Annotated in this window: 21 protein-coding genes; 19 read left to right on the forward strand and 2 right to left on the reverse strand. The window is 50.2% G+C overall.

Annotated elements, in window-relative coordinates; translation table 11 throughout:
* The 10 genes from fliD to dinB all read left to right on the forward strand — a co-directional run.
* On the forward strand, positions 1–709 hold a 709-nt coding region (fliD, locus tag JSN25_RS22065; protein WP_233638433.1), incomplete at its 5' end, for a flagellar filament capping protein FliD.
* 33 nt (positions 710–742) lie between these two features.
* Positions 743–1,135: a flagellar export chaperone FliS gene (gene fliS / locus JSN25_RS09925; protein ID WP_003843794.1), complete on the forward strand. Its 393-nt coding sequence runs from the start codon at positions 743–745 to the stop codon at positions 1,133–1,135.
* A 4-nt stretch (positions 1,136–1,139) separates the two neighbouring features.
* Complete coding sequence (locus JSN25_RS09930; protein WP_087856476.1) at positions 1,140–1,457, forward strand: flagellar protein FliT; 318 nt, start codon at positions 1,140–1,142, stop codon at positions 1,455–1,457.
* The gene (locus JSN25_RS09935) at positions 1,454–2,626 is read left to right on the forward strand and encodes a flagellar hook-length control protein FliK (RefSeq protein ID WP_038637664.1); all 1,173 of its coding nucleotides are present in this window, start codon (positions 1,454–1,456) and stop codon (positions 2,624–2,626) included. Before JSN25_RS09930 ends, JSN25_RS09935 begins: the two co-directional genes overlap by 4 nt.
* A 7-nt stretch (positions 2,627–2,633) precedes the next feature.
* On the forward strand, positions 2,634–3,104 hold the full coding sequence (locus JSN25_RS09940; RefSeq protein WP_038637667.1) for a flagellar basal body-associated FliL family protein: 471 nt from the start codon (positions 2,634–2,636) through the stop codon (positions 3,102–3,104).
* Positions 3,105–3,124: 20 nt separating this feature from the next.
* Positions 3,125–3,841: a FliA/WhiG family RNA polymerase sigma factor gene (locus JSN25_RS09945; protein ID WP_038637670.1), complete on the forward strand. Its 717-nt coding sequence runs from the start codon at positions 3,125–3,127 to the stop codon at positions 3,839–3,841.
* A gap of 29 nt (positions 3,842–3,870) precedes the next feature.
* Positions 3,871–4,734, forward strand: coding sequence for a flagellar motor stator protein MotA (motA, locus tag JSN25_RS09950; RefSeq protein ID WP_006685923.1), 864 nt, complete (start codon positions 3,871–3,873; stop codon positions 4,732–4,734).
* 2 nt (positions 4,735–4,736) lie between these two features.
* Positions 4,737–5,735 (forward strand): putative lateral flagellar export/assembly protein LafU, encoded by a 999-nt coding sequence (gene lafU / locus JSN25_RS09955; protein WP_038637675.1) that lies wholly within the window; start codon positions 4,737–4,739, stop codon positions 5,733–5,735.
* 57 nt (positions 5,736–5,792) lie between these two features.
* Positions 5,793–6,434, forward strand: coding sequence for a DNA primase (locus JSN25_RS09960; RefSeq protein WP_085047721.1), 642 nt, complete (start codon positions 5,793–5,795; stop codon positions 6,432–6,434).
* 66 nt (positions 6,435–6,500) lie between these two features.
* The gene (gene dinB / locus JSN25_RS09965) at positions 6,501–7,556 is read left to right on the forward strand and encodes a DNA polymerase IV (protein ID WP_038637679.1); all 1,056 of its coding nucleotides are present in this window, start codon (positions 6,501–6,503) and stop codon (positions 7,554–7,556) included.
* A gap of 101 nt (positions 7,557–7,657) precedes the next feature.
* Here the strand turns inward: dinB and pepD are convergent, their stop codons facing one another.
* Positions 7,658–9,115 (reverse strand): cytosol nonspecific dipeptidase, encoded by a 1,458-nt coding sequence (gene pepD / locus JSN25_RS09970; protein WP_087856472.1) that lies wholly within the window; start codon positions 9,113–9,115, stop codon positions 7,658–7,660.
* A gap of 260 nt (positions 9,116–9,375) precedes the next feature.
* On the opposite strand from pepD, the gene gpt reads away from it, so the two are divergent.
* From gpt to crl, 3 genes are all read left to right on the forward strand, one after another.
* Positions 9,376–9,834: a xanthine phosphoribosyltransferase gene (gene gpt / locus JSN25_RS09975; protein ID WP_038637683.1), complete on the forward strand. Its 459-nt coding sequence runs from the start codon at positions 9,376–9,378 to the stop codon at positions 9,832–9,834.
* Between the two features lie 100 nt (positions 9,835–9,934).
* Positions 9,935–11,179 (forward strand): esterase FrsA, encoded by a 1,245-nt coding sequence (gene frsA, locus JSN25_RS09980; RefSeq protein ID WP_038637686.1) that lies wholly within the window; start codon positions 9,935–9,937, stop codon positions 11,177–11,179.
* A 57-nt stretch (positions 11,180–11,236) separates the two neighbouring features.
* Positions 11,237–11,638, forward strand: coding sequence for a sigma factor-binding protein Crl (gene crl / locus JSN25_RS09985; protein ID WP_061383058.1), 402 nt, complete (start codon positions 11,237–11,239; stop codon positions 11,636–11,638).
* Between the two features lie 56 nt (positions 11,639–11,694).
* Here crl and phoE read toward each other — a convergent pair whose 3' ends face one another.
* Complete coding sequence (phoE, locus tag JSN25_RS09990; protein WP_042310379.1) at positions 11,695–12,750, reverse strand: phosphoporin PhoE; 1,056 nt, start codon at positions 12,748–12,750, stop codon at positions 11,695–11,697.
* A gap of 289 nt (positions 12,751–13,039) precedes the next feature.
* On the opposite strand from phoE, the gene proB reads away from it, so the two are divergent.
* The 6 genes from proB (at position 13,040) to JSN25_RS10020 (ending at position 20,863) form a co-directional block, all read left to right on the forward strand.
* Positions 13,040–14,143, forward strand: coding sequence for a glutamate 5-kinase (gene proB, locus JSN25_RS09995; RefSeq protein ID WP_003031373.1), 1,104 nt, complete (start codon positions 13,040–13,042; stop codon positions 14,141–14,143).
* Positions 14,144–14,154: 11 nt separating this feature from the next.
* Positions 14,155–15,405 carry a glutamate-5-semialdehyde dehydrogenase gene (gene proA / locus JSN25_RS10000; RefSeq protein WP_204525680.1) on the forward strand — a complete coding sequence of 417 codons (1,251 nt, stop codon included), beginning with the start codon at positions 14,155–14,157 and terminating at the stop codon, positions 15,403–15,405.
* Between the two features lie 279 nt (positions 15,406–15,684).
* Positions 15,685–16,404, forward strand: a complete 720-nt coding sequence (locus tag JSN25_RS10005; protein WP_069323872.1) for a Crp/Fnr family transcriptional regulator — start codon at positions 15,685–15,687, stop codon at positions 16,402–16,404.
* A 596-nt stretch (positions 16,405–17,000) separates the two neighbouring features.
* A complete protein-coding gene (gene ecpA / locus JSN25_RS10010; RefSeq protein WP_038637704.1) occupies positions 17,001–17,582 on the forward strand; it encodes a common pilus major fimbrillin subunit EcpA in 582 nt (193 codons plus the stop codon).
* A 53-nt stretch (positions 17,583–17,635) separates the two neighbouring features.
* Entirely contained in the window at positions 17,636–18,313 is a 678-nt protein-coding gene (locus JSN25_RS10015) for an EcpB family pilus assembly chaperone (RefSeq protein ID WP_204525681.1), read from the forward strand.
* Positions 18,314–18,370: 57 nt separating this feature from the next.
* Positions 18,371–20,863 (forward strand): CS1-pili formation C-terminal domain-containing protein, encoded by a 2,493-nt coding sequence (locus JSN25_RS10020; RefSeq protein ID WP_085047774.1) that lies wholly within the window; start codon positions 18,371–18,373, stop codon positions 20,861–20,863.
* Positions 20,864–20,867: the final 4 nt, after the last annotated feature.

The following is a 20,867-nucleotide window of genomic DNA, read 5'->3' on the forward strand; positions in this document are numbered from 1 at the left end:
CATCACGAATCCGCAGGACGCAGAAATTCATCTGGGAAGTGAAACCGGTCCTGCCATCACCAGTAGTTCGAATACTTTCGATGACGTTATCCCCGGCGTGACCATGACCTTTTCCGAGGTCAGCGATCCTGATGATCCTAATGATGTGACCACCTTTACCGTCGCGGAAGACTCCAGTGGATCTCAGGCAAAAGTGCAAACCTTCGTGGATGCCTATAACACGCTAATCGACACCATAGATTCTCTCACCAGCTACGGCGATGACGACACCGCGGCCGGGGTCTTTGCCGGTGATGCCGGGATGAATTCGCTGGCAAACCAAATGGATGATATCGCTCACGCTTCATACGGCGGCGTATCGATTGTCGACTATGGCATCACGCTGGATTCCGACGGTCACTTACAAATCGACTCCACCCAGTTCAGCGAAGAAATGGAAAAAAACCCGGACGGTTTGACCTCTATTTTTGTCGGTGACGACAGCATGGTCGCACAAATGGACGACCTGATGGACAGCTATCTGGATTCCAGCAACGGCATCATTGCCATGCGCCAGGAAAACATTGACGACCAGCAGAGCAAAATCCAGGACGAAAGCGATCAACTGACCGAAACCTATAACACCAACTACGAGCGCTATGTGGAAGAGTACACCAATACGCTGGTTGAGGTGTACACCATGAAAGTGAGTATGGCCGCGTTTATGTAACCGGCTGATTTAAGAGAAGGATTAAGAACCAATATGTACGACACGCAGGATGGTTATTCGCAATACAAAGAGATGGATCTTGCTGCGCGTACGGCAGCAGCATCGCCGTTAGAGCTGGTGCTGGTGCTGTTTTCGGGACTGATGGACGAACTGGAACGCGCGAAAAGCCACATTGAGAACAAACGCTACGAGCGTAAAGCGCAAAGCATCAATAAATGCATCGATATTCTCAACGCCTTAACCAGCTCGCTGGAGTTTGAAACCGGCGGTGAGCTGGTGGTGAATCTCTCCCGGCTGTATGACCACTGCGTCTACCGCCTGTATGAAGCCAGCGGCGAATTGTCGTTAGAAAAAATTGATGAAGTGATCCTCATCCTGACGAATCTGCGTACAGGCTGGGAAGGTCTGTCAGCAAAACTTGGATAAGGCGATGGAAAGAGAGCGTCAGCAACAGCAGCTTTATGCCCTGGTGGCGGCGATGAACGATGCCCTGGATCAAAAACGGTGGCGTCGATTACCAGGTCTGCATCAGCAGGTGATGCGTGACTTTCATGCCTATGCTGCCTGGGAAACTGACGCCGAGGCGCTACGGGAAGTGAAAAGCAGACTACTGGTCGCGTTTGAGACATTAATTGCGCGGCGAACGCAGCGTGCGGAAGAACTCAAAACGCGGATGGAGAAACATCAGCAAAACCAGGAAGGAATGTTGGCGTATTCAATGGTTAATTTAATTTCGGAGAAGGCATGAATCCTGTATTACTGGCCTCGGTCAGTGCGTCGGCAGAGGCCACACCGGAAAAGGCGACGATTTCGGCGCCGTCAACCCCTGAGGGCGGCAGCGCATTTTCTTTATCCCAGTCGGGGCTGAACGCCGCGGCTGAGCGGCTGATTGGCGCAAAACTGAGTCATCAGCAGACATCGGCGGCTGCACATAAACAAGACGACGCGAATCCGGCAGCCATGCAGGCATTGCTGGCTATGCTATTGGCGCAACCGACTCAGGCAGCCCCGGCCGATGTACAAAAGCAGCCTGATGGCGACATGTTGAGAATGCTGGCGCAGGTGCAAACCACCCATTCGGGGTCATCATTGCTGCGCCAACTGGCGAGCGCCATGGCCCAGCCGGAAAAAACATCCGCGCCATCGGCTGATCAGCACACAACTGACTTATCGTCACTGCCGCCCAAGCTGCAAACGTTACTGGCGTCACTCAGCGAGGATTTGCCGCCAGCAACCCCGGATCAACAGGCTAAGCTGGCGACGTTTTCCGCCCAGGATCTGCGAGCGATTGCGCCGGAGCCTGCGTCACTCTCGACCTCCCAACAAATTTCTGCTCGGGTGAAATCAACCCAGAACCCCAGTCCTCGCCCGGTGGTGGAGAGAAAAACCGCTGGCGTGACGGTCAACCCTGCGCTCTCTACGCAGAATTTGCTCAATACCGCGGCGCAGGGAAATCAGCCAGTGAATCCACTGACCGAGCATAACATCGTGTCGACGCCAGTTTCCGCACCAGTGACGATGTCCACGGAGGAACTCGGGGAGAAACTCACTGCGCTGCTTAAAGACAGAATTCAGTTCCAGATAGGTCAGCAACAGCAAATTTCGACCATTCGTCTTGATCCTCCGTCGCTGGGCAAGCTTGAAATTGCCGTGCAATTGGATGCAGGGAAGCTGATGGTACACATCGGCGCAAATCAGAGCGATGTCTGCCGCTCATTGCAGCAGTTTAGCGAAAACCTACGTCAGCACCTGACGGCGCAGAACTTCATGGAAGTCAATGTTCAGGTCTCTTCCGAGGGGCAATCGCAGCAGCAAAAACAGCAGTCAGGTCATCAACAGGATGAGGTGGCGTCAGCATTAGTGCTCAATGATGAACCTCAATTTCAACGGAATGAATCCGTTCTGATCAAAGTGTAAAAGCAAAATGAAGAAAATCGTTATCGCGTGTGTGATCAGTTCCGTCGTCGCTTTGGGTATTGCGGGGGGGGCCGGATGGGGCATTTATCATGCTATGAATAAGGGAACCACGGCTGCGGCAGCGACTCCCGCTCACGAAGCGGAAGATAGCCAGGATGAGTCCAACAATATTTTTGTCTCCCTGCCAGAAACGGTGGTTACGCTGCATGATGATGAAGGCGGCGATCGCTATATGGTCGCTGAGCTGGTGATGGTTGTTGATTCAGAGAAAGACGCTGAAAAAATTAAGCAGGACGAACCGCTCTATCAAAGTATTACCGTAGATGAGCTTTCGAATATGAAGTATGAAGATATTCGGGCACTGAAGATCTCCGAAATCAGAAAGAAAATATTTGAAAATCTGAAAGTTGAATTAGCGAAACGCAAAATGGCGACACCTTATAAGGAGATATTGGTGAAAAAAGTCGTTTTCCAATAAGCGACAAGCCAGGAAATAACATGATACAGGATGCTTACGAGTCAGAAGACTTTAATGCGACGCCCATGCTTACGCCAAAGCAAGAGAGCCATTATTTACAGGCTTATCTGCCGTTGGTGCGCAAAGTGGTGCGTCAACTTGCGCCGCAATGTACCTGCGTTATGGACAGGCAGGATATGGAACAAACGGCGTTGATGGGATTGCTGAATGCGATTCGACGCTACGGTCAACCAGACGAAGGTTTTGCCGGTTATGCCGTTCACCGCATACGCGGCGCAATTCTGGATGAGCTGCGCAGCCTCGACTGGCGGCCTCGCCAGCTACGCCAAAAATACCATCAGATTAAAGATTTGATTCGTGATGCGCGCACACAGCTTGGGCATGAACCCTCATGGGAGGAGTTGTCCCGACGGGGATTATCGTCTGAGGATTATCAGGAATACCAACAGCTGGAAGGTGCGGAAACGCTGGCCAGCCTGGATGAATTACTGAATGGCGATATGCCGATAGCACCGCTCGAAGGGCGGGGGCTGGAAGAGCAATTCGTCACGCAGGAAATGTTGAGTTACGCCCTGAGCCAACTCAGCGAAAAAGAGGGCCTCGTGCTCTCAATGTATTACCAACACGATATGAATTTAAAAGAGATCGCGCTGGTATTAGGGCTGACCGAAGCCCGAATCTGTCAAATGAATAAAAAAATCACGCACAAGATTCGTGATTGTTTATATCCAGACTAACAATTCCGAATCAACATGCGGAGGACGTAATGCAAAAGATTTTTGGCTTATTAGTGGTTTTGGGCTGCGTATTTGGCGGCTACTTTGAGGCTGGTGGGCAGTTAATTGCTATTTGGCAGCCAGCAGAAATTATTATTATCGTTGGTGCCGGCCTGGGGGCGATGATTATTGGGAACCCGGTACATGTGCTGAAAGAGATCGCCCATCAGATCAAAGGGGTGATCAGTAAAAAGAAAATGGGACCGGAATTTCAGCGTCAGCTACTGATGTGCCTGTATGAGCTGCTGGAAATGGTGCAGAACGGTGGTCTGCGTATGCTGGATCAGCATATCGAACAGCCGGAAGAAAGTACCATTTTCCAAAAATACCCGCTGGTGCTGACTCAGAAGCGATTGGTGACATTTATCGCCGATAACTTCCGTCTGATGGCGATGGGTAAAATCGATGCCCATGAACTGGAAGGGATCCTCGATCAGGAACTGGATACCGCTGAAGAGTCTTTGTTAACCCCTTCGCGCTCCTTGCAGCGTACCGCCGAGGCGATGCCTGGATTCGGTATTTGTGCTGCGGTATTGGGCATTATCATCACCATGCAGTCTATCGATGGCTCCATTGCGCTTATCGGTTTGAAGGTGGCGGCGGCGTTGGTGGGGACATTCTTAGGGGTGTTCATCTGTTATTGCCTGATGGACCCGCTGGCAAACGCTATGGAACAGCAGGCGCGGGCAGAGCATTCGCTGCTCGAATGCGTACGTACCGTACTGGTGGCGCAAGCGGGCGGTAAACCGACGCTACTGGCGGTCGATGCTGGCCGTAAACTTCTCCATCTGGCCTCTAAACCCACTTTCGCCAATCTGGATGCGTGGGTTAATGCGATGCTGGAGCAGGAATAAGCATGAGGAAGGGGCCAAATCGTCGCGATCGCGGCGCGAAAACCACCATTATCCGCCGACAAATTAAAAAGAACCATGCAGGTCATCATGGCGGGGCGTGGAAGGTCGCCTTTGCTGACTTTACGCTGGCGATGATGGCGCTGTTTATGACGCTGTGGATTGTGAACAGCGTCAGCAAGGCTGACCGCGAAAATATCGTGGCGGCGCTGCATGGCCAGTCAATCTTTAACGGTGGCGGTATGGCGCCGTTAAACAAGCTGGGCAAACTGCCGATAGCGCCAGGCGCGCAGAAGAAAAACGTCACACGCAACAAGCTTGATAAAACCGTGAATCCACAGGAGACGGCGAGGATCACGGAAGAGAACGCTAAAAAGGCGCTGGATGTGAATGAGAAAACGGCGTTACTGAAACAAAAATCAGCCCAGGAGTTAGGCGAGCTGGCGACCGACATTAACGTCATTGCCCGCAAGGCGCATATGGAGACCAACCTTGAGATGGAGATTGTTCCTCAGGGGTTGCGCGTACTGATTAAAGATGATCAGAACCGTAATATGTTCGAACGCGGTAGCGCCAAAATTATGCCGTTCTTTAAATCGCTGCTGGTTGAGCTGGCCCCCGTGTTTGACTCGCTGGACAATAAGATCATCATCACCGGGCATACGGACGCGATGAGCTATAAGAGTAACATTTACAACAACTGGAACCTGTCAGGCGACCGCGCATTGTCTGCTCGACGCGTACTGGAAGATGCCGGAATGCCGCAGAATAAAGTTATGCAGGTCAGCGCAATGGCCGACCAAATGCTGCTGGATGCGAAAAATCCGGAAAGCGCCGGCAACCGTCGCATTGAGATCATGGTATTAACGCAAAGCGCTTCTGATACGCTGTATCAATATTTTGGCCAACACGGCGAGAAGGTCGTACAACCGCTGATTGATAAGCTGGACAAACAAAAGCAGGTGACTTCTTTACGTCAACATTCTGCTCCCGTCACTCATTAATTTGATTCCCGGTCCTCCACGCAACGTGGGGGACAAATTATCCCGCAGGAAGGCAATGTGATAGATGTAACCCATATTATTCCATTGGATATTCATACTGATAACGTCACAGATGTGGCCTGTCAGGGCGCGCATTTCGACCAGATTTCAGGGATCTGGTACACCGAACCTCATGAGCTAAACGAGGCGCTTCGTGACTATGTTTATAACACCGACAGTTTTAACATCGTCGCGCCGTACTATCTGGTAATTACCTCGAAGATGCACTGCTGGAACTGCCACCAGCTCACTCATATTCACGGAGTGATGTTTACCCGGTTTATTAGAAAAGATCATGATGGCCAAGGCTGGCAATCTATTCGACGGAATACCTTTCTGTTTCATATTAATTCTCTGCCTGAAGAGATAAAAAAGAACATTAAGGCCAGCAATTACTATCTGGATAAAAGTAAAACCACCGGGCTACGTTACTGGATGAATCATTGTGAAATTTGTGGAGAGCGTCTGGGCGACTACGAGCTTTTCTGCGTGGAAAATGACGCCTTTCGCCTGATGACGATCGAAAAATTGCTGCGGGCAAAGATTCGCAAAGTGAATAAGCTTTTTGTCAGTACGGCGGGTAATCCCGCAGAACATAAGACCACGGACATCGTACGTTACCTGTGCGATGCGCGCTTTGTCATGAATGGTCCAGCGTAAGGCATAATCAGACTTCTCACACCATAAAAATACTGTATACTTAAACAGTGTTGTGGGAGGCGAGTCATGCGCAAAATCATACATGTTGATATGGACTGTTTTTTCGCGGCGGTGGAAATGCGTGATAATCCAGCCCTGCGCGACATTCCCATTGCTATCGGCGGCAGTCGTGAACGCCGGGGCGTTATCAGCACTGCCAATTACCCGGCGCGTAAATTTGGCGTACGTAGTGCAATGCCGACCGGAATGGCGTTAAAACTGTGCCCGCATCTCACGTTATTGCCCGGTCGATACGAGGCTTATAAAGAAGCCTCCCGCCAGATTCAGGCGATCTTCTCCCGTTATACCTCGCTGATCGAACCTCTTTCGCTGGACGAAGCCTACCTGGATGTGACCGACAGTGCTCACTGTCACGGTTCCGCCACGCTGATAGCGCAGGAGATCCGCCAGACGATTTTCAACGAGTTACAGTTAACCGCCTCAGCCGGGATTGCGCCGGTTAAGTTTCTGGCAAAAATAGCCTCCGATCTCAATAAGCCCAACGGGCAATATGTCATTACCCCCGCTGATGTTCCCGAATTTCTCAGAACGTTGCCGCTAGGGAAAATACCCGGCGTAGGAAAAGTTTCTGCCGCTAAGCTGGAAGCGATGGGATTGCGTACCTGCGAGGATGTTCAAAAATACGACCTGGCCATGTTGCTCAAACGTTTTGGTAAGTTTGGTCGCGTGTTGTGGGAACGCAGCCAGGGCATTGATGAGCGGGATGTCAACAACGACAGACTGCGCAAATCTGTCGGCGTTGAGCGTACGCTGGCAGAAGATATTCATGAATGGGCTGAATGTGAGGAGATTATTGAGCGGCTATATCCCGAACTGGAACGACGTCTGGCAAAGGTAAAACCGGATCTGTTGATCGCCCGGCAGGGAATTAAACTCAAGTTTAATGATTTTCAGCAAACCACGCAGGAGCACGTCTGGCCGCGCTTAAGCAAAGATGACTTAATTGCAACAGCGCGCAAAACCTGGGATGAACGTCGGGGCGGGCGGGGCGTAAGGCTGGTGGGATTACACGTCACGCTGCTTGATCCACAGCTGGAAAGGCAACTGCTGCTGGGAATTTGACTCTGATGTATTGCCGGATGGCGGCGTAACCGCCTTATCCGGCCTACAAATCAGCGCGTAGGCCGGATAAGCGCAGCGCTATCCGGCTTTATTACAGAGACTTATTTCGCTGGAATCGACTTCAGCAGCTCGGTTAGCAGCGTCCAGTAGTGGCCGACGCTTTCAATATGAACCTGCTCATCCGGGGAGTGCGGACCGGTGATAGTTGGCCCGATGGAAACCATGTCCATATCCGGATACGGTTTCTTGAACAGTCCACATTCCAGACCGGCGTGGATAATCTGGATGTTCGGCGTTTTGTTGAACAGACGCTGATAGGTTTCGCGAACCAGGTGCATAACCGGAGAGTTAGCATCCGGCTGCCAGCCAGGATACGCACCTTTGGCTTCGGTTTTGGCACCGGCGAGCTTGCCCAGTGAATCCAGCATGCTTACCACGTAGTCTTTACCGCTGTCGATCAGCGAGCGAACCAGGCAGTGGATCTGTACATTATCGTCAGTCATGGTCACGACACCGACGTTCAGGGAGGTTTCCACCACGCCTTTCGCCACGTCGGAATTGCGGATCACGCCGTTCGGTGTGGCGTTCAGCAGACGAACAAAGCTATCGCGAGACGGCGTGGTCAGGGCGGCTTTATCGTTGGCGACAGCATCCAGAAGCAGAGCAAGATTCTTCTCTTTGGCTTCCAGTTCGTTTTTCAGGATGTCCTGGTAAGTGTTAACCAGTGCTTTTAACGCATCAACTTTATCTGCAGCCACGGCGAGGGTCGCAAAGGCTTCACGCGGGATCGCGTTACGCAGCGTACCGCCGTTGAAATCGACCAGACGCAGATCCAGCTCTTCAGCGTGACCCGCCAGGAAGCGTACCAACAGCTTATTCGCATTACCGAGGCCGACGTGGATTTCACCGCCGGAGTGACCGCCTTTCAGACCTTTTAAGGTCAGCTTAAAGCTCTGGAAACCAGCCGGAACCGCCTCACGGGACAGCGGCAGGTTTGAGGTAAAGTCGATACCCCCTGCGCAACCCATGTAGATCTCACCTTCTTCTTCAGAGTCGGTGTTGATCAGGATATCTGCCTGCAGCCAGTTTGCCTGCAAACCGAACGCGCCATCCATACCCGCTTCTTCGGTCATGGTCAGCAACACTTCCAGCGGACCGTGTACCACATTGTCATCCGCCAGTACGGCCAGCGCGGACGCCATACCGATGCCGTTATCCGCGCCCAGCGTGGTGCCACGGGCTTTCACCCATTCGCCATCAATATAAGGCTGGATAGGATCTTTGGTGAAGTCGTGCACGGTGTCGTTGTTTTTCTGCGGCACCATATCCAGGTGCGCCTGCAGAACCACCGGTTTGCGGTTTTCCATGCCTGCAGTGGCAGGTTTGCGAATCAGGATATTACCGACCTGGTCGCGCTCGACGTGAAAACCTTTCTCCTGGGCCCAGCTCAGAATGTGTTCAGCGAGCTGCTCTTCATGGTAGGACGGGTGAGGAATAGAACAGATTTTGGCAAAAATATCCCACAGCGGTTGCGGGGATAACTGAGACAGTTCAGACACGTTGAGTCTCCTTGGCGGTGTCCTACAAAACTTGCTTGCAGTCCACGGGGTTAGCTGAATTAAAAACACCACAAGTCAGGCTTGCGCGATGCGATTGAGAATACCACTTTCTCCGCCGACGGCTAGCATAAAGCATGCAAAAAGAGGCGCGGATTCCGCGAAACACTGGTTTTTAGTGCGTCAGATCTCTATAATCTCGCGCAACCTGATTCACCCTCAATTATTAATTAGCCGTAGATACACAGGCTGGGACACTTCACATGAGCGAAAAATACGTCGTCACCTGGGACATGTTGCAGATCCATGCACGTAAACTGGCAAGCCGCTTGATGCCTTCTGAACAATGGAAAGGCATTATTGCCGTTAGCCGTGGTGGTCTGGTGCCGGGCGCATTGCTGGCGCGTGAATTGGGTATTCGTCATGTCGATACCGTATGCATCTCCAGCTACGATCACGACAACCAGCGCGAGCTGAAAGTGCTTAAGCGTGCTGAAGGCGACGGTGAAGGTTTTATCGTCATCGACGACCTGGTTGACACCGGCGGCACCGCGGTTGCGATCCGCGAAATGTATCCAAAAGCGCATTTCGTCACTATTTTCGCTAAGCCGGCAGGTCGTCCGCTGGTAAATGATTATATTGTTGATATCCCTCAGGATACCTGGATTGAGCAGCCTTGGGATATGGGCGTAGTGTTTGTCCCGCCGATCTCCGGTCGCTAATCAACAGCGCTTTCAACGCCTGGCTTTGCCGGGCGTTGTTCTTTATTAATCCCCATCAGGTTACACTATGCCTTAATGAGTATTCATGGAGGCTGCAAGAATGTCACAAGCTAACCTCAGCGAAGTCCTGTTCAAACCCCGCTTCAAACATCCTGAAACGTCTACGCTGGTTCGTCGTTTTAATCACGGCGCGCAGCCGTCCGTACAATCTGCCCTGGATGGCAAAACAATCCCACACTGGTATCGCATGGTGAATCGCCTGATGTGGATCTGGCGTGGCATCGATCCGCGTGAAATCCTCGAAGTACAGGCGCGTATCGTGATGAGCGAAGCCGAACGTACGGATAAAGAGCTCTACGATACGGTCATTGGCTATCGTGGCGGGAACTGGATCTATGAGTGGGCAAAGCAGGCGATGGAATGGCAACAGAAAGCGTCTATGGAGGAGGATCCGCAGTTGAGTGGTCGCCACTGGCTGCATGCCTCTACGCTGTACAACATTGCCGCTTATCCGCACCTGAAAGGCGATGAGCTGGCAGAGCAGGCGCAGGCTCTGGCTAATCGCGCCTATGAAGAAGCCGCTCAACGGCTGCCGGGCACGCTGCGTGAGATGGAGTTTGCGGTCGCTGGCGGCGCGCCGATAACCGGCTTCCTGCATATGCCAAAAGGCGATGGTCCGTTCCCGACGGTACTGATGTGCGGCGGTCTCGATTCCATGCAAACGGACTACTACACGCTGTATGAGCGCTACTTTGCTCCGCGCGGTATTGCCATGTTGACGCTGGATATGCCGTCGGTCGGATTCTCATCAAAATGGAAACTGACTCAGGATTCCAGCCTGCTGCATCAGCATGTATTAAAGGCGCTGCCTAATGTCCCGTGGGTGGATCACACCCGCGTGGCGGCCTTCGGTTTCCGTTTTGGCGCTAACGTAGCGGTACGCCTGGCGTATCTGGAGTCGTCACGGCTGAAGGCGGTGGCCTGCCTGGGACCGGTTGTGCATGCGCTGCTGAGTGACCCGCAGCGTCAGGCAAGCGTCCCGGAAATGTATCTTGACGTTCTGGCCAGCCGCCTGGGGATGCACGACGCTTCCGATGAAGCGCTGCGCGTAGAGCTTAATCGCTATTCATTAAAAGTGCAGGGACTGCTCGGTCGACGCTGCCCGACGCCAATGCTGTCGGGCTTCTGGAAAAACGACCCATTTAGCCCCGAAGAGGAGTCGCGTTTAATCACCTCGTCATCTTCTGACGGTAAGCTGCTGGAGATTCCATTCAACCCGGTGTATCGCAATTTTGACAAAGGACTGCAAGAAATAACCAAGTGGATCAATCAGAGATTGTGTTAAAAGTTTGCTAAATTTTATCGATTTGGTAAAACAGGAGCTTCACCTAAGGAGATCGTAATGACGTTACCGAGTGGGCATCCGAAAAGTAGATTGATCAAGAAATTCACCGCGCTTGGCCCGTACATCCGGGAAGGACAGTGCGAAGATAATCGCTTTTTTTTCGATTGTTTGGCTGTTTGCGTCAACGTGAAACCCGCCCCTGAGAAACGCGAGTTCTGGGGCTGGTGGATGGAGCTTGAGGCGCAGGAAAAACGCTTTACTTACAGCTATCAGTTTGGTTTGTTTGATAAAGATGGCAACTGGACGGCGGTGCCGGTGAAAGAGACTGAAGTGGTAGAGCGACTGGAATACACCTTACGTGAGTTTCATGAAAAATTACGTGGGTTGTTAACGTCGCTGGATTTGGCGCTGGAGCCTGCTGACGATTTTAAAGATGAGCCGGTTAAATTAACCGCATAATGAACAGTAAAATGCCGGATGGCGGCGCAACCCCATCCGGCATTTTTTATCCTAAATCAGAACTGATAAACCATACCGACAGCAACGATATCATCATCGTTGATGCCCAGTTTATTGTCGCTATCCAGCTGGTTGATTTTATAATCGACAAACGCGGACATATTTTTGTTGAAATAATACGTGGCGCCAACGTCGATATAATTCACCAGATCCTCATTGCCGACGCCTTCAATATCTTTACCTTTTGACAGCACATAACCCAGTGACGGACGCAGACCAAAGTCAAATTGGTACTGAACAACCGCTTCGAAGTTCTGTGTTTTATTGGCGAATCCGCCGGAAATCGGCGTCATATTGCGCGTTTCAGAATAGAACGTCGCAATATAGATATCGTTAGCATCATATTTTAAACCCGTTGCCCAGGCTTCTGCTTTATCGCCCGTACCGCGAGTTTGCAGATTCTGCTGATTGGTACGATCGGAGTTGGTATAAGCGCCGCTTACGGCGAAATCGCTACCGCCAAAGTCATAGGTAACGGATGTACCAAAACCATCGCCGTTCTGTTTTTTCACATCGCGGTCCTGGTTTTTACCCTGATATTGCAGGGTGAGATCCAGGCCATCCACGACGCCGAAGAAGTCGGTGTTACGGTAAGTCGCCAGGCCGCTGGCGCGTTTGGTCATAAAGTTATCGGTCTGTGCAGAAGAATCGCCGCCGAACTCCGGGAACATATCAGTCCACGCTTCTACATCGTACAGCGCGCCCAGGTTACGACCATAATCAAACGAGCCAAGATTTTTTAATTTCAGACCGGCAAAGGCCAGACGTGTTTTTTGCTGGTTGGAATCACTTTCAGCTTTATTGCCTGCGAACTCTGCTTCCCAGCGACCATAACCCGTCAGTTCATCATTAATTTGCGTTTCGCCCTTAAAGCCTAAACGGATATAGCTTTGGTCGCCGTCCTTGCTGTCATAATCCGTCATGTAATGCATGGCTTTAACTTTGCCATACAGATCCAGTTTATTACCGTTCTTGTTATACACTTCAGCTGCCTGTACGGATGCCGACGCCACAATCCCCATCACCACTAATGCCAGAGTGCTCTTTTTCATTTTCATTCCTGATTAAAAGTACGCGCTAATATTCACTGGGTGTGATCCCCGTTAAAAGACAGGAAGGTTTTTAACGTCTGGCAATGAACGTTTTATGACAAAGTAAGAATATTTTTAAAAAAGAGTGTTTTTATGTTTCTGTAATAAATGCGTCAAAATCTGCCGCTACGCTTGCTGATCCTGCGCAATAAAATTTCATGCTTTGTGCGCTGGCTGTTGGCAACCGGGGCCAGTCCTGCTAAAACGTTCGTTTGATATCATTTTCCCCAATTTTGAATGGCAGAGAATCATGAGTGACAGCCAGACGCTGGTGGTAAAACTTGGCACCAGTGTGTTAACGGGCGGATCGCGCCGCCTGAACCGCGCCCATATCGTAGAACTGGTTCGCCAGTGCGCGCAGCTTCATGCCGCAGGGCATCGTATTGTTATCGTTACCTCAGGCGCGATCGCCGCCGGGCGTGAGCATCTTGGTTACCCTGAGCTTCCGGCGACGATAGCCTCGAAACAGCTGTTGGCGGCGGTAGGGCAGAGCCGATTGATTCAACTGTGGGAACAGCTGTTCTCTATTTACGGTATCCATATCGGGCAGATGCTGCTGACGCGTGCGGATATGGAAGACCGTGAGCGCTTCCTCAATGCCCGCGATACGTTACGCGCGCTGCTGGACAACAACATCGTTCCTGTCATCAATGAGAATGACGCGGTGGCGACCGCCGAAATTAAAGTCGGCGATAATGACAATCTCTCGGCGCTGGCGGCAATTCTGGCCGGAGCCGATAAGCTACTGTTGCTGACCGATCAGCAAGGACTTTTCACCGCCGATCCGCGCACCAATCCGCAGGCGGAGCTGATCAAAGACGTTCACGGTATTGACGATGCGTTGCGCGCCATTGCCGGCGACAGCGTTTCTGGCCTGGGAACAGGCGGTATGGGCACGAAATTGCAGGCCGCTGATGTCGCGTGCCGCGCAGGGATTGACACCATCATTGCCGCAGGCAGCAAGCCAGGCGTGATTGGCGATGTGATGGAAGGCGTTTCCGTTGGAACGCGTTTTCATGCTCAGGCCTCTCCACTGGAAAACCGTAAACGCTGGATTTTCGGCGCGCCGCCTGCCGGGGAAATTACCGTCGATGAGGGCGCGACCGCAGCGATTCTGGAACGTGGCAGTTCATTACTGCCAAAAGGCATTAAAAGCGTGACAGGCAACTTTTCTCGTGGTGAAGTGATTCGTATCTGCAATCTCGAAGGGCGCGATATCGCCCACGGCGTGACCCGCTATAACAGCGACGCGCTCCGCCGTATTGCCGGACACCACTCACAGCAGATTGACACCATCCTCGGCTATGAATACGGCCCGGTTGCTGTCCATCGCGACGACATGATTACCCGTTAAGGAACAGGCATATGCTGGAACAAATGGGCATTGCTGCCAAAGCTGCGTCATACAAGCTGGCGCAGCTCTCCAGCCGCGAAAAAAATCGCGTGCTGGAAAAAATAGCCGATGAGCTGGAAGCGCAAAGGGAAAGTATCCTTAGCGCTAACAAGCAGGATGTAGAACAGGCGTGTGAAAATGGTCTGAGCGAAGCAATGCTCGACCGCCTGGCATTGACCCCTGCGCGTCTGAAAGCGATTGCTGACGACGTGCGTCAGGTGTGTAATCTTGCTGACCCTGTCGGGCAGGTGATTGACGGGGGCCTGCTGGATAGCGGACTGCGTCTTGAGCGTCGTCGCGTCCCGTTGGGCGTGATTGGCGTGATTTATGAAGCGCGTCCTAACGTTACCGTTGATGTTGCCTCCCTGTGCCTGAAAACCGGTAATGCGGCGATCCTGCGCGGCGGGAAAGAGACTTACCGGACTAACGCTGCGACCGTGGCGGTGATCCAAAAGGCGCTGGAAGCCTGCGGTTTACCCGCAGCAGCGGTGCAGTCAATCGACAATCCGGATCGCGCGCTGGTCGCTGAAATGCTGCGTATGGATAAGTACATCGATATGCTGATCCCGCGCGGTGGCGCGGGCCTGCACAAGCTGTGCCGCGAGCAGTCGACTATCCCGGTCATCACCGGCGGCATTGGCGTGTGTCATATTTATGTGGATGATTCTGCTGAAATCGCGCCAGCGCTGAAGATTATCGTCAATGCCAAAACCCAGCGTCCGAGCACCTGCAATACCGTGGAGACCTTGCTGGTGCATCAGGATATCGCTGAGCGTTTCCTGCCTGCGTTAAGCGACAAGATGGCGGAAAGCGGTGTTACTCTGCACGGCGACGAAATCGTGATGCAGGTACTGCATGGCTCAGCCAAACTGGTGCCGCTGAAACCGGAAGAGCTGGATAACGAGTTTCTGTCTTTGGATCTGAATGTTGTGGTGGTCGAAAATATGGATGGCGCTATCGCGCACATTCGCGAACATGGCACCCAGCACTCCGACGCTATCCTGACGCGCACGCTCAGCAACGCCAACCGTTTCGTGAATGAAGTTGATTCTTCTGCCGTATACGTGAATGCTTCCACCCGTTTTACCGATGGCGCCCAGTTTGGACTGGGGGCTGAAGTGGCGGTGAGTACGCAAAAACTGCACGCGCGTGGCCCAATGGGACTGGAAGCACTGACCACATACAAGTGGATTGGCTTCGGAGATGATACCATTCGCGCGTAATTGAAACCGGGTGATGCAAAACAGGCGTTTGATTCGCAAGGCCAGTAATGCATCGCCCGGCTTGTTTTAACCTTCTTCGCCATACCCGCGTTCGTTTCAGCTCTGCGTTTTTAATCATCCGCAGCAGACTATATTTATTCATATTCTCGTTTGTGCCAGAAAAGTAAGCCAGCACAGAATTTTCCCTGTCTGGAATGAATTTTCCTGGTCTGCGGTTCACGTATTGTTCCCAACGCTTGTTCTATTAGAATCAGTCTCATTTTTATGAGGAGTTGTTGCGTGAAATCGGATATTCACAAACTTAGTATTCCTGTTGTGCCGCTCGGCAATCCGTTCCCACCCCGCCATTGTTCGCTGTGTCCAAAGGGAACGGCTATTGATCGTGATAATGAGTACAAGTTAATAGACAAAAGAAGGAAGTTTAAAGCAGGTGAGATTCTCGCTCGGCAGGATGAAGCCGCAGAGATGCTTTTTGTGATTCATGAGGGGTATTGCAAGTCCAGCGTGGAATGTGGCGATAACGTTTTTATCAGCCGCTTTTATGTTCCAGGGGATATCATGGCGCTGGATGCTGTCGAAGGGAGAACGTATCTGACCACCATCAGGGCTGCAACGACTGCGGAAGTTTGCCATATCGATATCGCGCGGTTGTTCAAGGTCGCAGAGAAGGATCCTTCAGTTGCCGCAGCAGTCATCAAGTTTCTGTGCAGAGATAATGGGTTCATTGTTGAGAAATTGCGGCGTTATGCGAATAAACACGCGGAGGCCAGAATCGCCGCTTTCCTGGTGGAGTTTTACGAGATGCATTTGCGTATTGGCAGACCGGAAACGACGCTTCGATTGCCTTTTTCCCGGGAAGAAATTGCCAGTTATCTCGATCTTAAAATTGAAACCGTCAGCCGTTCATTAAAATCACTCGAACAACAAGATTTGATTACCTTACATCGTGTACGTACGGTAACACTTAATAGTTATCTCGGTTTGAAAAGCTTCATCTAATTCTCGCTTTTATGAATATGATTTTTTTCTTGCAATACCAGGAATATTCTTTTTATATGGAAAATTCCTGGTTTTATTTGTGTGAAATAATTATCAATTCGAGTATTAATCCTCCAGATTTTTGCTTTGTTTATAAGAATATTCCCCTTCAAACGAAAGTTTCATGAGAATTTTCTTGTGAAGATGAAAATTTATCAAAGTTGTAACAAATAGTCAGCATTTTAGAAAAGATATAAATATTTTAATTATCTTTATGTTTTGTAAGGATTTTATTAGGGTTTTATTTGTATGACCTTTTTGATATTTATCAAAAACATAAAAAAGATGAATTGTTTGGTTCGACTTATTTGTGTGGTTAATAATTCTGAAATGCGGCTTATTTTGAGTAAATATATCTTGGGAAAGTTCCTGGAAGACTATTTGTGTAAGAAAATTCTTAGTCTTTTGTAATTTCTGCGTTTCAGGGTTTGTTGAGATGTTACTTAATTCAAATGATAATTTTTTTGCGCGGCAATTCTGGCTCGCAATTAATGGAACCGCTGGAGTGACTTAATAATAAGACTCGGTGGTGAGTTTGTTCTTAGGAGAAGATAAAAATGAAAAAACTATTATTAGTAACCTCTCTGGCTTCTGTATTTGTTGCGGCAAATGCAATGGCAGATGTTACTGCTTCTGCAACTGCCTCGTGGGATGCGACGGCAACAAAAGATACCACCAGCATGTTGGTTGTCACCCCGCTAAACTCTTTGACTTTCCAGTATGCTGAAGGACTGAATGCCTTCAACTCTCAGGACGGTGCTTTTGATGTGACTATTCAGGGCCAGGAGACGGCAACTGATTTTGAGCTGACTGCGCAGATCATTAGCAACACTCTGACCAACGCCAGTGGTGATGCATCTACCCTGAACGTAGGAGTGGCATGGAATGGCACCGCGCTGACTAAGTCTTCAGATACTGTCCTGGTCAACTCCAGCTCGACTTCTGGTCTTGAAAGCCTGATGGCTGATGGCGCTTATAACGGTGCTGCTCGTGTCAGCGATCAATCCAACTTCAAATTTACCATCACGTCAGCGACTTCTGATGGTACCCAGGCAGTAACGGATTACTCTGCCCTGCCAGACGGCTATTGGACTGGTGATGTAAAAGTACAGTTCAATGCAACCTGGACGACTACCTAAGTAATAAAAAATTCGGGAGAATTTTATCTCCCGAATTTATCAGGAATGGTGTCATGAAAAAATATTTACCGACAGCGATGTTGGTAGGGTTAGTAGTATCTTTTCCCGGATGGGCAATTAATGTTGGTGAAATTACATCGATAATGACTTCTGCTGAGAGTTCATTATCGAAAGAAATTACCAATACGACTGATGCGGCGCGTTATGTCAGTGTTTCGGTAAAACAATTGTCATCACCTTTAGCTGGCGGAGTCGAAATAAAGCCTGTTAATTCCGGAGAGTTACTTTCTACACCTGCCAACCTTATTCTTCCTGGTCAGGCGAAGGATGTATTTCGCTTTTTCTATAAAGGACTAGCAGATGATGTTGAGCGTTATTATCGTCTGCAATGGATTGATGAACCGGTTACCGAGAGCGCGGAAACCCGGGCCAATAAAATGGCGGTTGCAACAGCGTCGGCTGAAATTGGAACTATTTTGGTGGTTGCCCCGAGAAAGGAGCGTTTTGAATATAACCGAAATGGCGATGTTATTACCAATACTGGCAATGTTTCGTTTCGAGTGATCGCCTATGGCACGTGTAAAGAGAAGGCCCGCGATCGAGGACGAGGCTGTCGCGAACGTTATTACATTATGCCAGGTACGAAAATAAAATTACAGTTTACCGATATTAATAATAGCCGTTCACGGATCGGTATCTGGCACGGTAAGCAGTTTATTACAGTGAAGTGATGGTCGATTGCAGCCATCTGTACGGGATAAATAAAATACCGGAATGTAAGGATGCATATGACAACAAAAAACATTGTCGGCGGTAGCTTTTGCCTTTTTCTTGCGTTGACACCAGGATTTTCACATGCAGCCCCAGTAAAAGTGGGTAATTACGTTATTCCCAGCGCTTTCGCCCGTTCACTGGAGCAGGGAATGACGGTACCGGTATATATTCGCTACAACGAGACTGACGAGAAAAGTCAGCAAAAAATTGCCGATGCGGTAATTTCGCTTGTTGATGGTAATATTACCGTTAAATCCCTGACGCTTACTGAATTACCTAATAATGCCGTGTTATCTGGAAAAACCCGCGCATTGGTGGAAAAAATTCGTGATGTGAAGTTTCACGATAATACCAATATCGAGCTATCGGCTAATGCACGCCTGCAGCTTAACGTCTCTTCATTTCATCTGGAGATGATTGTTAGTAAAGATGCGCTAACTGAAGCGATTGTCGCACGCAGCAGTCTGCTTGGGCCTTCCAGTGTGGAGACGCTCTCCAATGTCCTGAATTATAACTTTGGTACCTACTACAACGATTATCACAACGGCAGCAGTACTCGCAGCTATCTGACGGTAGACAATACAACATCGCTGCGTGAGCACCATATCAACATTAACGGTTCGTTTTACGGTATAGGCGACAGCAATGGCACCAGCAAACTCTATCGGGCGATGTATGAGCGCGATTATAACGGGTATCGACTGGCGCTTGGGATGCTTGACACCTGGAATGTCCAGTCTATTGCCAGCCTGAATGCGCTGAACGGCGGTAAAATTTACGGTGTGAGCTATGGAAATAAAGGAAGTACGGTTGTTGAAAATACCGCGCTTTCGCTCACGCCGATTACCGTATTTTTGCCAGCCGCTGGCGAGGTTCATGTCTTTCGTGACGGGCGATTGCTCAGCGTGCAGAACTTTAATATGGGCAGCTATGAAATTGATACCAGTCGTTTCCCGTATGGAGTTTATGACGTCACGGTAGATATCGTGGTCAATGGCCGGACAATTAATAGTCGTATCAGCAGGGTAAATAAAATCTTTGCCCGCCAACAAGCAGCCGGAATTGATCAGCTCTCGTGGCAATTTTTTGGCGGCTCACTGGATTATGATCGTGTGAGCTATAAGCGAAATCATTATCAGGATTTGGGCAGCGAGCAGACATGGATTGCTGGCGGGGCCGCATCGGTAACGCTGGCGGTATTGTCGGGACTGGGCCTGAAATCCACGCTCTACGGTTTTGACAACAATGCGGTTAATGAAACGGATGTCACGCTCAATGTGAATGAATACGTAAGCATTGGCACTCAGACGCTGGTGGCGAACGATTCGTCATGGCGAAACATCAGTAACATTAATCTCAATGTGCCTGAGGGGTATGGCTCTCTCTGGGCATCTCGTGAAGACAGTAAAATTGGCGATCGTTTGCCCGTGCAGGAACGTGACAATTATTCCATTGGCGGCACGCTGAATATCGGAAAGTTTATTCCTCATGGCGGTTCGCTCACCGTTAGCCAGACGGAGAATCGCTATTCAGGCAATAAATACCGTAACCTGGACTACAGCACGACCCTTTATTCAGGCAGATATGCCTCGGTTGGACTGCGTGCAGGGATCCAGCGTTATTACTACAACAACCGAAATGACGATGGGCGACAGGAACGTTATGTCAGCCTGGATTTATCGTTGCCGTTGGCTTCCTGGTTGAGCATGGGGGTCTCCCGGGATCGCTATGGCAGCACCCAGGGGAATATCAGCGCGCGTAAGCAGTATACTGAAGGCCCCATTAAATCAGTCGGCCTGGCGGCGTCAACCCGTCTGAGTGGTGAACAATATTACGACAACAACTATTCGATAAACGGCAATTTGAGTTATGACACGAAATATAACGCCGGTACTGTATCGGTAACGCGTTCCGCGGATAACTCCACCAATATGAACTTCTCTTCTCAAGGCTCTCTGGCGTGGGCTGGGAAAGACTTCGGTCTGAGTAAAGAGAGGCAACGGTCAGGTGTCATCGTGAAAACAGATTTGACCGGTGAGGGTAAACTGGCGGCGAAGATTAACAATCGTAATTATCTTCTCAGCGGTAAATCAAATTTCATTGCACTGCCGCCCTATGCCCAGTACAAGCTGGAAATCCTCAATGATAAAAACTCTGAGGACAGCTTCGATATTGTTTCAGGACGCAAGCAGGAACTGACGCTATATCCGGGTAACGTTGGTGTTATTAACCCTGAAGTGAAAAGCATGGTCACCGTGTTTGGGCGTATTCGTTACCCTGATGGGCAGTTAGCTGCAAATACCGATATTCATAACCACATCGGGAAAACACGTACCGATGAAAAGGGTGAGTTTGCTATCGATATTGATAAAAAATATCCGGTCATCACGCTAATTTCAGCCAATGGCAGCGTTTGTGAAGCCGATCTCGATCTGGAAAAAGCACGCGGCGCGGCGTGGGTGGGTGAGGTGAAATGCGCAACGCAAACCACTATGGCACAGAGGTAATAAA

The sequence above is a fragment of the Citrobacter cronae genome (genome assembly GCF_016893685.1).
GTDB classification, from domain to species: domain Bacteria; phylum Pseudomonadota; class Gammaproteobacteria; order Enterobacterales; family Enterobacteriaceae; genus Citrobacter; species Citrobacter werkmanii.